This is a genomic window from Amycolatopsis taiwanensis DSM 45107 (genome assembly GCF_000519205.1).
GTDB lineage: Bacteria > Actinomycetota > Actinomycetes > Mycobacteriales > Pseudonocardiaceae > Amycolatopsis_E > Amycolatopsis_E taiwanensis.
In genome coordinates this window covers 16,779-30,537 of record NZ_JAFB01000037.1, presented here as the reverse complement: position 1 = coordinate 30,537, position 13,759 = coordinate 16,779, and the positions used below count along the sequence as shown (strand labels likewise).

12 protein-coding genes and 2 pseudogenes are annotated in these 13,759 nt (G+C 66.4%); 11 read left to right on the top strand and 3 right to left on the bottom strand.

Going from position 1 to position 13,759, the window contains the following annotated elements; genetic code table 11:
- Positions 1 to 203 precede the first annotated feature (203 nt).
- Both A3CU_RS0126975 and A3CU_RS0126970 read left to right on the top strand, forming a co-directional pair.
- Positions 204 to 1,538, top strand: coding sequence for an MFS transporter (locus tag A3CU_RS0126975; RefSeq protein ID WP_027944928.1), 1,335 nt, complete (start codon positions 204 to 206; stop codon positions 1,536 to 1,538).
- 110 nt (positions 1,539 to 1,648) lie between these two features.
- Positions 1,649 to 2,839 carry an acyl-CoA dehydrogenase family protein gene (locus A3CU_RS0126970; RefSeq protein ID WP_027944927.1) on the top strand — a complete coding sequence of 397 codons (1,191 nt, stop codon included), beginning with the start codon at positions 1,649 to 1,651 and terminating at the stop codon, positions 2,837 to 2,839.
- Positions 2,840 to 3,060: 221 nt separating this feature from the next.
- Here A3CU_RS0126970 and A3CU_RS46775 read toward each other — a convergent pair whose 3' ends face one another.
- Entirely contained in the window at positions 3,061 to 3,969 is a 909-nt protein-coding gene (locus A3CU_RS46775; RefSeq protein WP_084143822.1) for a helix-turn-helix transcriptional regulator, read from the bottom strand.
- 168 nt (positions 3,970 to 4,137) lie between these two features.
- Here A3CU_RS46775 and A3CU_RS0126955 point away from each other — a divergent pair, with 168 nt between their 5' ends.
- The 7 genes and pseudogenes from A3CU_RS0126955 (at position 4,138) to A3CU_RS0126935 (ending at position 8,641) form a co-directional block, all read left to right on the top strand.
- On the top strand, positions 4,138 to 4,830 hold the full coding sequence (locus tag A3CU_RS0126955; RefSeq protein WP_027944926.1) for a type 1 glutamine amidotransferase domain-containing protein: 693 nt from the start codon (positions 4,138 to 4,140) through the stop codon (positions 4,828 to 4,830).
- A 117-nt stretch (positions 4,831 to 4,947) separates the two neighbouring features.
- A pseudogene (locus A3CU_RS51455) lies at positions 4,948 to 5,842 on the top strand (aldehyde dehydrogenase family protein); the annotation flags it as partial.
- Between the two features lie 10 nt (positions 5,843 to 5,852).
- Positions 5,853 to 6,095: a hypothetical protein gene (locus A3CU_RS46770; RefSeq protein ID WP_043842658.1), complete on the top strand. Its 243-nt coding sequence runs from the start codon at positions 5,853 to 5,855 to the stop codon at positions 6,093 to 6,095.
- A gap of 103 nt (positions 6,096 to 6,198) precedes the next feature.
- Complete coding sequence (locus A3CU_RS0126945) at positions 6,199 to 6,600, top strand: hypothetical protein (protein WP_245617364.1); 402 nt, start codon at positions 6,199 to 6,201, stop codon at positions 6,598 to 6,600.
- Positions 6,593 to 7,063: pseudogene (locus tag A3CU_RS55450) on the top strand (putative T7SS-secreted protein); the annotation flags it as partial. The gene A3CU_RS0126945 and the pseudogene A3CU_RS55450, both read left to right, overlap by 8 nt.
- Before the next feature lie 655 nt (positions 7,064 to 7,718).
- Positions 7,719 to 8,099, top strand: coding sequence for a hypothetical protein (locus A3CU_RS0126940; RefSeq protein WP_027944924.1), 381 nt, complete (start codon positions 7,719 to 7,721; stop codon positions 8,097 to 8,099).
- Positions 8,100 to 8,227: 128 nt separating this feature from the next.
- Entirely contained in the window at positions 8,228 to 8,641 is a 414-nt protein-coding gene (locus A3CU_RS0126935) for a tyrosine-type recombinase/integrase (RefSeq protein ID WP_084143820.1), read from the top strand.
- Positions 8,642 to 9,041: 400 nt separating this feature from the next.
- Here the strand turns inward: A3CU_RS0126935 and A3CU_RS0126925 are convergent, their stop codons facing one another.
- Positions 9,042 to 10,013, bottom strand: a complete 972-nt coding sequence (locus A3CU_RS0126925) for an alpha/beta hydrolase (RefSeq protein ID WP_027944922.1) — start codon at positions 10,011 to 10,013, stop codon at positions 9,042 to 9,044.
- 484 nt (positions 10,014 to 10,497) lie between these two features.
- Between A3CU_RS0126925 and A3CU_RS0126920 the strand changes: the two genes are divergently transcribed.
- Positions 10,498 to 11,685 carry a CE1758 family FMN-dependent luciferase-like monooxygenase gene (locus A3CU_RS0126920; RefSeq protein ID WP_027944921.1) on the top strand — a complete coding sequence of 396 codons (1,188 nt, stop codon included), beginning with the start codon at positions 10,498 to 10,500 and terminating at the stop codon, positions 11,683 to 11,685.
- A gap of 221 nt (positions 11,686 to 11,906) precedes the next feature.
- Positions 11,907 to 12,563 (top strand): isochorismatase family protein, encoded by a 657-nt coding sequence (locus tag A3CU_RS0126915; protein ID WP_027944920.1) that lies wholly within the window; start codon positions 11,907 to 11,909, stop codon positions 12,561 to 12,563.
- 229 nt (positions 12,564 to 12,792) lie between these two features.
- Here A3CU_RS0126915 and A3CU_RS46765 read toward each other — a convergent pair whose 3' ends face one another.
- Positions 12,793 to 13,740 (bottom strand): GAF domain-containing protein, encoded by a 948-nt coding sequence (locus A3CU_RS46765; protein WP_245617363.1) that lies wholly within the window; start codon positions 13,738 to 13,740, stop codon positions 12,793 to 12,795.
- Between the last annotated feature and the right edge of the window lie 19 nt (positions 13,741 to 13,759).

Sequence of the window (13,759 nt, the reverse complement as noted above, 5' to 3'; positions counted from 1 at the left end):
TCCGGCACCGCCGGCGTGGCACGCGATGGCGGTGCCGCTCTTTCGCCTGCGCTCGAGCGGCATGAATCTTTGACGATCTGGATATCAATGGGAGCCGGGTTTGGTCTTAGACATGCAACAACGGCGCACTTAGCGTGAGTGCGATCTCAGGCAGTGCTTACCGCGCGAGACATTCCCCTTATCGGTCCCCGAGGAGCAGGTCCATGACCACCAACGCCCCCCAGCTCGACGACGAGCGGATGGCACGAAAGGCCGGCGTTGCCGCCTTCATCGGCACCACCATCGAGTGGTACGACTTCTACATTTATGGCACGGCCTCCGCACTGGTGTTCGGCCCGCTGTTCTTCAGCAACGCCGACCCCGCTGTCGCGACGCTTCTCTCGTTCGCCACCTTCGCCGTCGGTTTCCTCACCCGCCCCCTCGGCGGCGCGCTCTTCGGCCACCTGGGCGACCGCATCGGCCGCAAACGCGCATTGGTCGTGACCCTTCTGCTCATGGGCGTGACCACCGTCGGCGTGGGCGCCCTCCCGACCTACGCCGCCATCGGCGCCGCGGCGCCGATCCTGCTGATCGTGCTCCGACTGCTTCAGGGACTCGCCGTCGGCGGCGAGTGGGGCGGCGCCGTACTGATCGCCACCGAACACACCCGGCCCGACCGCGGTTTCCTCTTCGGCGCCTACGCCCAGCAAGGCTCTCCGGCCGGGCGGATTCTCGCCACCTTGGGCTTCCTGGCGGTGACCAACCTGCTGCCGGAGGAGGCGCTGCTCGAGTGGGCGTGGCGGCTGCCCTTCCTTGCCTCCGCCCTGCTGGTCGTGATCGGCCTGATCATCCGTCTCAAGCTCGAGGAGTCGCCGGCGGTCAAACGGCTGCAGGAGCGCAACGAGATCGTCAAGGTCCCGGTCGTCGAACTCTTCCGCAGCAACTCCCGCGAGCTGTTCCTCGGCGTCTTCGGCATCCTTTGCGTGTTCGTCGTCGTCTACGCCCGCGACACCTTCGCCCTCTCGTGGGCCACGACATCCCTCGACTTCTCCAAGGACGCCTTCCTCAGCATCATCCTGGTCGTCAGCGTGGTGCAGTTCTTCGTGCAGCCCTTCGGCGCTCTCCTCGCCACTCGCTGGCGGCCGCGGAAGCTGATCATGCTCCTGCTCGGCATCGAGATCCCCGCGCTCGCCTTGATGTTCGTCCTGATCGCCACCGGTAACTGGACACTCGCGATGATCGGCGCCGTCGTCGCGACGGTTCCCGACGCGATGTTCTACGCCGTCATGGCGGGCATGCTCGCCCAGAGCTTCCCGGCCCGGGTCCGCTACACCGGCATCTCGCTGGCTTACGGTCTCTCGGGTGCCTTGTGCGGCACCACTCCGGTGATCCTGCAGTGGCTTCTCGACAGCTCCGGAAGCATCGTGCTCCCGGTGGCCTTCGGCATCGTGACCACGGCCATCTCGCTCGTCTGCTCGCTCGCCCTCCTCGGTCACCGGGTGGCCGAGGAGGCACCGACTTCCGACCGCGACGCGGTCCCGGCCGCGGAAACCCACTGACCCGCCCATCTGGCCTTGGCCCGGCACCGCAACTGCCCGCGGTGCCGGGCCAAGGCCCTCTTTTGCGGCAATAGCTTGCAAATGACCAGGAAGTGAGAGAAAGGACAGCTATGGGGCGCCTGTGCCAGACCGAGGGTCTGACCGAGGAACAGAACGACATCCTCAAGGCGGTCCGTACTTTTGTGGAGGAGAAGATCCTCCCGGTGGCCACCGAACTCGAACACGCCGATGAGTACCCGGCCGAGATCGTCGAGGGACTCAAGGAACTGGGCGTCTTCAGCCTCATGATCCCCGAGGAATACGACGGACTGGGTGAGTCGCTGCTGACCTACGCGTTGTGCGTAGAGGAGGTAGCACGCGGCTGGATGAGCGTTTCCGGCGTTATCAACACCCATTTCATCGTGGCCTACCTGCTGATGAAGTACGGCACGGAGGAGCAGAAGCGCAAATACCTGCCCCGGATGGCGACCGGCGAGGTGCGTGGCGCGTTCTCCATGTCCGAGCCGGATCTGGGCTCGGATGTCTCCGCGGTCAGGACCAAGGCTACCCGGACCGGTGTCGGATATGAGATCACCGGCCAAAAGATGTGGCTGACCAACGGCGGCACCGCCAATCTGGTCGCGGTGCTGTGCAAGACCGACGAAAATGCCGAATCGGTCTATGAGAATATGACGACCTTTCTGGTGGAGAAGGAGCCCGGCTACGGCGAAGTTGCGCAGGGCATCACTGTGCCCGGCAAGATCGACAAAATGGGTTACAAGGGCATCGACACCACCGAGATGATATTCGAGGGCCACCAGATCTCGGCCGAGCAGATCCTCGGCGGAGAACCCGGCAACGGCTTCTTCCAGATGATGGACGGCGTGGAGGTCGGCCGCGTCAATGTTGCGGCGCGTGCCTGCGGTATCGCCAACCGTGCCTTCGAGCTCGGAATCGCCTATTCGCAACAGCGAGAGACGTTCGGCAAGCCGATCGCCCAGCACCAGGCCGTGCTCTTCCGTCTGGCCGAGATGGCGACCAAGGTCGAGACCGCGCACGCCATGATGGTGCGCGCGGCGCGGATGAAGGACTCCGGCCGGCGGATGGACGTCGAGGCCGGCATGGCCAAGATGCTCGCCTCGGAATACTGCAACGAGGTTGTCGAGGCGTCGTTCCGGATCCACGGCGGCTACGGCTACTCCAAGGAGTACGAGATCGAGCGCCTCTATCGCGAGGCCGCGTTCATGCTGATCGGTGAGGGAACCTCCGATATCCAGAAGATGATCATCGGCCGTCGCCTGCTCCGCGACTACAAACTATGAGAACCCCGTCGCAGGGCCCGCTTCCGCGGGTCTGGAGTGGTCACGGCTCCCGGAGTGTCTGGTCGGCGACGTCGGTTCGCGCCCTCACCCGCCACATTTGCCAAATAACCGCGGGAACGCTCAGCATGGGACTCCTTGGGGGCGGTTATCGTTCCCGGCGATGCGGTCGTGGAGGACTCAGTGCTCGCAGCTCACGTACCGTCGTTTGACGCAGCGGCTCGTTACTGCTCGGTGGCGGGGCCGGGATGGTGGCTCTGGTACTGCGTATAAGTGTCCGAAGTGGACGCTGTCCAGCTGGCGAGGAGGTTCATGGCCCGCCGGGACGGGGATCCGGCTTCGGTGGTGTAGATGAACAGGGTCGTACCGGGGTCACCGGGCAGGGCGAGGGTTTCGTACTCGACGGTCAGGTCCCCGACGAGGGGGTGGCGTAGGCGTTTCGAGCCGTAGGTGCGCTGGTGGACCCGGTGCTGTTCCCACCATTGGCCGAATTCGCGGCTGTGCTCGCGGAGTTCGGTGACGAGCTCGGCGGTGGCGCGGTCGTCGGGGTCGCGGCCGACTTCGAACCGCAGACTTTCGACGGCGGCTCTGGCTTGGTCTGGCCAGTCCACGAACAGTGATCGGGCGTCCTCGTCGAGGAACATCCAGTGGGCGTAGTTGCGCCGTGTCGCGGGCATCTGGTCGAAGTCGGTGAACAGCGCCTTGGCCATCCGGTTGGCGGCCAGGATGTCGGTGCGGCGGCCGAGGATGAGCGCGGGCTCTCCGTCGAGGGAGTCGAGCAGCTGGTAGAGCCCGGGACGTACCCGTTGGACGCCTCGGGCGCGTCGACGAGCGGGTGCCGCGGTCAGACCGATGAGGTCTTCGAGGTGGGCGCGTCCCGCGGCGTCGAGTTCGAGCGCCCGGCCGATCGCCTCCACGACGCCCGCGGAGGGCACGATGCGTCGTCCCTGCTCGAGACGGGCGTAGTAGTCGGTCGACACTCCGGCCAGCCGGGCGACTTCCTCGCGGCGCAGTCCGGGTACGCGACGCACCCGCCCGTCGGGCGGTAATCCTGCCCGGGACGGGTCGACTTGGGCACGGGCCCGCCGCAGGAAGTCGGCGAGTTCGCGATTGGCAGCGGCCACGGAACCCATTGTCCCCGATATGCCTCGTCGGTGCCTGGACCTGTGCGTCCTAGGTTGCCGAGTCCGAGCTCGCACAGGGCGCGAGATGAGCCCCCGAAACCGGTTGTGCCGCGCCACGCTTGAGGCATACCGGCGCCGGAACGCACATTCCGTCAATCGTCAGCAAAGGATCGAATCGTGAGCAAGGTTCTGATCGTCATGTCCGCTGCCAGCACGTGGGAGCGCACCAACGGTTCGTTGTATCCGACCGGCTACTGGGCCGAGGAGCTCGCCGCGCCGCACGAGAAGTTCGTCCAGGCCGGCTACACGGTCGACTTCGCGTCCCCGGGTGGGATGCTGCAGCCGCTCGACCAGCACAGCGCCGATCCGGAGGTCGCCGGACCGGACTGCGCCCGCTACGTCGAGCACGCTGCGAAAGCCCTGCGGGAGTTCGGGCCGCTGCTCAAGCTCGGTGAGGTCGACAGCAACGACTATGTCGCGGTGGTTCTGCCCGGTGGGCACGGCCCGGTGGTCGACCTCTACCAAGAACCCGAACTCGGCCGTCTGCTCACCGCGGCAGATGCTGCCGGGAAGCTCATTGGAGCCGTGTGCCACGGACCTGCAGGCCTGCTGTCCGCCGTAGACGCGGAAGACAAGTGGCTGTTCGCCGGGCGGGAGATGACGGCGTTCACCGACGAGGAGGAGCGGATCTTCGGCACGGCGGAAGGCGCGCCATGGCTGCTCGCCAGCAGGCTGCGTGAGCTGGGCGCGAAGCACTTCAGCGGCCCGGCCTACGAGGCGTTCACAATGCGAGACGGGAACCTGTTCACTGGCCAGAACCCGGCTTCGAGCGCCCCGATGGCCGAGGCCATGGTCGCCGCTCTCGCCTAGCGGCCACCGGATCCGGGTGTTCCCGTGGCTGGTGCCGCCCCGGCCGAAACCCGGGCGGCACCAGCTCCCCCACACCGACCCATCACCATGATCATCCCAGGAAGCGTGAATGCCGTGATCACAGCCTTATCGGTGTCCGAGGCCGTCAGCCGTGTGGAACAAGGCGTACTCGTCGACGGTCGGTGGCGACCGAGAGCGGGAGGAGCGACCTTCGCGGTGGAAGATCCAGCCACGGGGCAGTCGTTGTGCGAGGTTGCTGAAGGCACGCCCGACGGCGCGGTAGCTGCCCTTGCGGCCGCCGACAAGACGCAAGCCGGCTGGGCTGCCGTGGCCCCACGCCGCCGGGGTGAGATCCTGCGTCGCGCCTAGGAGCTGCTGATGGAGCGCAAAGAGTGGTTCGCGCTGCTGATCACTCTGGAGATGGGCAAGTCACCGGCCGAGTCCAGGGCCGAGTTCGAGTACGGCGCGAACTACCTGCGGCGGTTCGGCGCGGAACCGGTCCGGATCGACGGCAGCTGGAAGGTCAGTGAGGACGGCACGGCCCGCGTGCTGGTCACCAGGCAGCCGGTCGGGCCCTGTCTGCTTATCACACCGTGGAACGCGCCGCTGGCCATGCCGGCCCCCGGCGGTGGCAGCGGGCTGCAGCATGATCGTCAAGCCGGCATCACAAACACCACTGACCACAGCCGCCCTGGCCGAAACGCTGACCGAGGCCGGCCTGCCCGACGGAGTGCTCAACATCGTCCCAACCACGAACGCCGCCGCCCTGACCGAGCCACTGTTACGGGACGGCCGGCTGCGCAAGCTGTCCTTCACCGGGTCCACCCCCGTGGGACGGTGCCTGCTGGCCCAGGCAGCAGGCACCGTCCTGCGGACTTCGATGGAACTCGGCGGGAACGCGCCGTTCATCGTCTGCCGTGACGCCGACCTCGACGCTGCCGTGGCGGGCGCGATGACCGCCAAGCTCCGCAACATCGGCGAGGCATGCATCGCCGCCAACCGTTTCCACGTCCATGCCAGGGATGATCGCCGACGGCATCCCCGACGTCGCCCAAGCCCGGCGGCTAGGCCACAAGATCCCCGACAAGATCGAACACATCTACTCCCACGTCGCCCCCGAAGTCGAAACCCGCCTCATCAACGCCCTCCAACACCGCTGGACCACCGCCCTCACCAGCCTGACCACCACCAGCAGCGGCGGCACCGGCAGCATCAGGACCTTCGCACTGCCAGCACCGGCACCACAGATGCGCGCCACCGCATAACCGCATACGACCGACAGCACCCGATTCGCCACCTCACCCGAGGTGGCGAATCTGCTTTCCGCTACTTCGACCAGCCCTGGTCCTCGCTGGATCCTCACTGGTGATGATCGAACCGCTTGCCCGCACTTGGGGGTCAGGGCAAAATGGTCTGCCACTGTCCGTGTTCGAGGGGGACGAATTGGTAATGGACGGACCAGGGTGGCATGCCGACGTCGATAAGATCGACGAGGCGGCCAATGGCATCCAGCAGAGCGTGCAGGACCAGGACAACTTCGAACTACGCGGGCTCTGCGGCGAACCAGAGCTGTACGGGCATACGCCACTCCACGACGCGCTAATGGACTTTTCGGTCCGCTGGAGCGACGGCCTGGACACTCTCACCGGCGACGCCCGCGAGATCGGCGACGCTCTATCGCGGGTGTCAAAGGCGTATCGCGCAGTCAACGAGGCGACCGCTCGCTCGTTGCCAACCGATCCGGGTCTGGGGGCAGTGGACGATGGCTGAGCTCGGCCAGACACAGGACCCTCAGCAATTGGTACCCGGCAAGCCGGAGGCGATCGAGGAAAACGCCCGCGTTCTCCACGCGCGGGCCGACCGGGCAAACTGGGCCGGGGATGGGTTACAGGAGATCGATACCGGCGCGTGGCAGGGACCCGGCGCGCAAGCATTCCACGACAAATTCTCGTATGAGCCCGGCAAATGGTTCGCCGCGGGCGACGCACTGGAATCCGCCGCAAGCGCGCTCGACGACTACGCCAGCACCCTGCGCTGGGCCCAAGCCCAAGCGGTTGAGGCCATCGCCCTGTGGAACCAGGGACAAAACGCAACTCAGCAGGCGAAAGCCGCGCACGAGGCCGCAGCCGCGCAAGCGGCAACCCAGAACCAGCCCGCACCACCCTTCACCGACCCAGGCGAGAGCAGCCGCCAAGCCGCTCAGGGCACGTTGAACCGCGCCCGCGCGCAACTCAGCGAGGCCGGTGACCTCGCGGCCCAGCTCCTACGGTCCGAAACCGAAGGAGCGCCCGAAGATTCGAACTGGCTAGACGACCTCGGCAACTTCTGCGCCAACGTGGGCGCGCACATCGTCAACGACCTGGCATCCTTCGGCAACGCCATACTGCACCACCCTGGAGACGTCGTTGCCGCGCTCGGCGGGCTCGGGCTTACTGTCGCGAGCGCGACCGGCGAATTCGCCGGTGTCGTTCTCAGTGCCACCGGAGTTGGCGCCGCTGCCGGCGCCCCGGCGATCGCCATCTCGACCACTGGCCTGGCCGCGGGTATCGGCACCATGACAGCGGCAATCGGTGACCTCGCATCCCACGCTGGTGGCGACGACCGGGTAGAACCGGTCAAGCCTCGCGAGAGTTCCACGGCCGAGTCAAGCACACCGAACGCGGGCAACGGGCGGGCGATCAGCCGTGAGGAACTGACGCCGAGCCAGGAGTCAAACCTGAACCGGTATCAAAAGAAGCTCCCCGCGGCGGCCGAGCAGCCGACGATCACCAGGCTGGAGGATGGCTCCGTACGGTTCGAGAGCAAAGTGCCCGGCCGCGTACCGGGGTCCTACGCTGAATACACCACCTGCCAGACGGCTCCATCGCCCACATCAAGGACAAGATGCAATGAACGACCAGATAACACCGCACGAGCAGCGCACCCAGGCCCTCTGCGATCTGGTCGAACTTCGCATCCCGGTACGCGCAGCCACCTCAGCCCTGTCCCGGTTCAACTGGGACAGCGAAGACGAACTCGTCCCACTCACTCGTGGAGACGCGATACGAGTTCTCCGCGGCTATCTCGACCAAACCCTCAACACCGAAGACATCCAGTTGTGGGCCGAGTCCCTGGAGGGGCGCGACGATGTCGGCCGGGAACCCGGCTTCGCGGACCAGCTCACCGAGTTCCTTTTCGAAGTCGCCACGCCCGAACTTGCCGGACCCCTCACACCCGAACTCGCCCAGCGCTGGATCGCCACCTTCAGCACGGGATCCACCCACAAATGACGACGAAACACAACAGGTTCCGCGGCTGCCGAGAAGATTCCGATCGACGTGTGGGCATGGTCGCCGGTCCCGCCTCGTACCCGGACCTTTTTGTCGCAGCTCAGGGTGTCTGACCGGACAGCACGCAAATGATCGACTCGGTGATTACGCTGGCGATGCCGATGCGGTGTGTGGTCGCGCTCCGGCTCCACCGGATTCGGCAGCGCGCCGCAAAGCGGGCGGCCGGGCAGAAGTGGCGGGAACACGGCCACGTGTTCGCCTCCCAGGTCGGGACCGAGCTGGACGCGCACCATGTCCGGCGCCAGTTCCGCAAGGTGATCAAGTCCGCCGGGTTGCGCCCGGACGACTGGACACCACGCGAGATGCGGCACAGCTTCGTGTCGCTGCTGTCCGACGCCAAGGTGCCGCTCGAGGACATCTCCCGTCTCTGCGGACACAGCGGGACCGCCGTCACCGAGCAGGTCTACCGCCACCAAATCCGGCCGGTGATGATCGAGGCCGCCACGGCAATGGATGACATCTTCGGAGACAAGGACCAGTAGAGGAAACTTAGCAGTACCGCCCCGAACACGGCCCCTGATCTCGCACCTTGAGATCAGGGGACTTGCCTGTACTCGCCACCGTCTTTGAACCTGCGACCCCTTGGCCCCCAGTCGCGGAACGACTGAGCGGCGTGCTTCAGCTTGTTCTCCCAGATCAGCTTCCAGTGTAGCCAGCCGAGTAAAGGAGTCCAGGAATCCGGCCGTTTCCCGGCTAGTAGGAACCACTATTCGCGACTGGCTGCAGCTTCGCCAGGCTGCGCTTGGGGACCGCGGGCGCGGCCACCGGTAGGTCGTCGGCGAACAGTTCCGGATCACCCGGGAAAAGCTGGAGGCTCGGTGAATGCGCCGTGTACCAGGACGATCGTGGGGTCTTGCTGTCTCTCACATGGTGGTTCTCCGTTCAGGCCTGGTGCAGCGCGTCGCGCAGGGTCTGCACCGCGAGGGTGATGGCTCCCTGTGCGGCCTGGGTGGGCCGAAGGGCGTTGAGCATCACGAAGTCGTGGATGATGCCCTGGAAACGCACCGCGGTGACGGGCACACCGGCGGCGCGCAGCTTGTTGGCGTACGCCTCGCCCTCGTCGCGCAGTACGTCGGCCTCGCCGGTGATGATCAGCGCCGGGGGCAGGTCGGCGAGTTGGTCGAGGTTGGCGCGCAGCGGCGACGCGGTGATCTCGGCGCGCTGCGCCGCATCGGTGGTGTACTGGTCCCAGAACCACTGCATGCCGTCCCGGCGCAGGAAGTAGCCGGTGGCGAACTGGTGGTAGGAGGGCGTGTCGAAGCTCGCGTCGGTGACCGGGTAGAACAGCACTTGGTACGCGAGCGGAACGCCGCCGCGCTCCTTCGCCATGAGGGTCAGCGCGGCGGACATGTTGCCCCCGACGCTGTCCCCGGCGACCGCGAGGCGCGCGGCGTCAAGGCCCCTGGTGACGCCCTCGGTGACAATCCACTGGGCGACGGTCCAGTTCTGTTCGATGGCCACCGGGTAGCGGGCCTCGGGAGACAGCGCGTACTCGGGGAAAACCACCGCGGCGTCCGCGCCGACGGCGAGCTCGCGCACCAGGCGGTCATGGGTGTGGGCGTTGCCGAAGACCCAACCCGCGCCGTGAATGTAGAGGATCACCGGCAGGGCGCCTGTCGTGCCGGCGGGTTTGACGACCCGGACCCGGACGCTGCCCGTTGGCCCGCCCGACACGGTGACCCACTCCTCGTCCACGTCGGGCTTGGCGACCTCGCCGGACTGGACCTCGTCCACGGTTTTGCGGCCCTCGGCCGGGCCGAGGTCGAACAGATACGGCGGGTTCGCCGTCGCCTCCACAAAGGACTGTGCCTCGGGTTCCAGGATCGGCTGGACCCGGGCCGCGTCATCGAACATAGTGCTCTCCTTCAGAATTGATCCATTCGCCCGGGGTCAAACCAGAGGTGGCGGACGGGGTTGGCTTGTCCGCGCGGAGCAGGGTGGTCTTGCCGACACCCTCCTCGCCTAGCAGCAGGAGAGCCCGTGGCGTCCCTGGTTCCTGCCGGACACTCCGGCGCAGGTACGCCAACTCGGCGTCGCGCCCGACCAGCCGACTCATCATTCGCTCCCGGTCGCCGGCTGCCAGGCCGTTCCATCGCCTGGATCTCCGGCCAAGCGTCATCGATCCTGCCTGAGCGCCCCCGGGCCCGTCATCTGTCAGATGACCGGTCACGCCATCCCCTGCCAGACGTCGAGGACGTCGTAGGCCAGGCCGACCGGGACGCGCTCGTTCGGATGTTCCGTGTGGGGGGATCGGGAATAGGTCGCCGCTGTGACGCCTTAAAGAACATGCAAACGCATGGATCTGGTCGCCGCGGCGACGGTGTGGACAGGAGTCACGATGCAGTTCGGAATCTTCTCGGTCAGCGACATCACCCGTGACCCGGTCTCCGGTGACACGCCTAGCGAGGCGGAGCGGATCGACGCGATCATCAAGATCGCGCAAAAGACCGAAGAGGTCGGGATGGACGTGTTCGCGATCGGTGAGCACCACAATCCGCCGTTCTTCTCCTCCTCCCCCACCACCTTACTCGCGGCGATCGCGGCCACCACCAAGCGACTGATCGTGACCACCTCAACGACCCTGATCACCACCAACGACCCGGTCCGGATTGCCGAGGAATACGCGATGCTCCAACACGTGGCCAAGGGCCGCATGGATCTGATGGTCGGCCGCGGCAACACCGCCCCGGTCTACCCGTGGTTCGGCGCCGACATCCGCCAAGGACTACCCATGGCGCTGGAGAACTACAACCTGCTGCACCGGCTCTGGCGCGAGGACGTGGTCGACTGGGAGGGCCGGTTCCGGTCCGCGCTGCAGGGATTCACCTCGACCCCGCGCCCGCTGGACGATGTTCCGCCGTTCGTGTGGCACGGTTCGATCCGCACGCCGGAGATCGCGGAGCAGGCGGCCTTCTACGGCAACGGGTTCTTCGCCAACCACATCTTCTGGCCCACCGAACACTCACTGCGGTTGATCAACTTCTACCGGAAGCGGTTCGAGCACTACGGCCACGGCACGCAGAAGCAGGCCATCGTCGGCCTCGGCGGGCAGGCCTACATCGCCAAGAAGTCGCAGGATGCATACAAGGAGTTCCGGCCGTACTTCGACGTGGCACCGGTCTACGGTCACGGCCCGTCGCTGGAGGACTTCAGCCAGATGACCCCGCTGACGGTCGGCAGCCCGCAAGAGATGATCGACAAGACTCTGACCTTCCACGACACGTTCGGTGACTACCAGCGCCAGCTGTTCCTGATGGACCACGCCGGCCTGCCGCTGAAGACAGTGCTGAACCAACTCGACCTGCTCGGTGAAGAGGTCATCCCCGCGCTGCGCAAGGAACTCGAATCCCGCAAGGACCCGGAGTCCGCCGAAACCCCGACGCACGAGTCGCTGGTGAAAGCGAAGTATGGAGACCGGCCCGCCCGGCAGCCGCGGCCGAACGCCAACCGCGGCGACAACGTCACCGGCGGCTCGCCCTACCAGGACAGCGAGGACACGGCAGTCTCCTACCCAGAGCTCGTCTGACATCGCCAGGCGACACAGAACGAGAAGGGCTGACGGTCAGAGGAAGTCGAGAAGCTGCCCCGCACCGACATCACCGCCGCCCCGTCCGAAGCGAATGACAAACTACTAGCTGATCGACCAGCTGATCAAGCTGGGCAAGGAAGACACCCTGACGGACTTGCGTCCACGGCACTGCAGACACTTGACGACTCACCCCGACCACTACCCCGATGGAGAAGACGATGCCCAAGCTCGACCCGGAGCCGGTGCGTAACCCGCAGACCGATCACCTGCTGACACCACAGAACAGTGCCATCGTTTTGATCGACTTCCAGCCCGGCCAGTACGCCACCGTCGGATCGGCCAGCCGCGCCGAGATCGACCTCGGCGCCGTCACCCTGGCCAAACTCGCCCACGCCTACCAGGTCCCCACCGTGGTGACCACCGTCGCGGTCGGGATGGGCGTCAACGAACCCACCGTCCCCGAGCTGATGAAAGAACTCCCCGGTGTCACCGAGATCGACCGGACCGGAGTGAACTCCTGGGAAGACGCCGACTTCCGCGCAGCCATCAAAGCCACCGGCCGCAAGAAGATCATCATGGCCGGCCTCTGGACCGAGGTGTGTTTGGCGTTCCCGACCCTGGACATGCTTGCCGAAGGCTACGAGATCTACCCCGTCATCGACGCCGTCGGCGGCGTCTCCCCTGTCACCCACCAGACCGCCATCACCCGCATGGTCCAAGCCGGCGCCCACCCCATTACCTCACTCGCCCTCGGCTGCGAACTCATGCGGAACTGGGCCCGCGACGATGCCGACCTGTACCGGGTCATCATCAACGACTACTTCCGCCGTAAGCGCCAGATCGGCGAAGCCACCGGCGACCTGTTCCGCCAGTAACTCATGACCGGGGCGTGGCCGTCGCATCGGAAGCAGGCGGCCACGCCCCAAGCGGTTCGTCAACGCCCCGAGGCACCGATACCTGTGGGTTGGGCTACGCCGGTGGCGCGCGCCACCGGTTGCGACAGCTCCGGATGATCTGGTGGCCCTTAGCTAAGCACCCTGGGCGGGTCCAACGGAGCCCCTGGAATTATTCGTCGTCGCGAGCGAGAACCTGCGTCTGCGACCATCACTGACTACGACGGTCCCACAGTCGATCGCACCGTTTTTCAACTCGACCTGCCGCCTCAATGAAGCTGACAGCTGCGACCGGTGGTAGCAAGTCTTGTTGCGGGACATCACGAATTGGACGCCGCATCAGTCGGCCCACGGGTCGCGCCGAGGCAAGCCGTGCGCTACGTCCAGCACCATCAGGGCCGAGCGGGCCTCCAGGACCGCGGTCGGGTCGCGCAGGTTCAGCCCGGTCAGTCGCCGGGCCGGCCGCGGCCAGTACCTCGCCGCGCGCGTCATGCAGCAGCACCGTGGTGCGGAGCAGGTCGTGCAGGGCGGCGGCGATTCCGGGCATTCCGCCGGAGCGGACCGCCACCCGCAGCAGCCGCTGGTGGATCTGCTCCGAGCGGGTCACCAGCTCGTGCTGCTCGCGCAAGTCCTCGACCAGCCGCGCCGAGGTGATCGCGAGCGCGGCGTGCTCGGCCAGCAGCTGCAGGCAGCTGGTCTCCTCGGCATCGAACTCGTGCACCGCCGAGCGGTAGCTGTTCAGGGTGCCGATCACGCCGGACGCGGTAACCAGCGGGACGGACAGCATCGAACGGTAGTCCTGGTCGTGCGCGACACCGCCCCAGATGAATCCCGGCTCACGGGAGATGTCGCTGACCGCGAAGGGGCGGCCGGACCGGTAGGCGCGGCTGGACGGCGCGCCGCTGCGGGCGTCTGATTCCAGCCGGACCGGACGATCGGAATTGACCCGGGCCACATAGGTCGCCGACAGCCCGCTCGACCCGGCGATCGCCAGGTTGCGTTCCTCGGCGTCGGGCACCAGCACCCCGCAGAAGTCCAGCCCGAGCAACTGGCGGGCGGTTGAGGCGACGAGATCGAGGACGTCGCTCAGCCGCAACCGGAGTTCACCGCCGAAGTCAGTGTGCCGATCGCGGTCAACCAGGCTCGCAGCAGATGTCATCGTCCGGACAGCTTCCGGC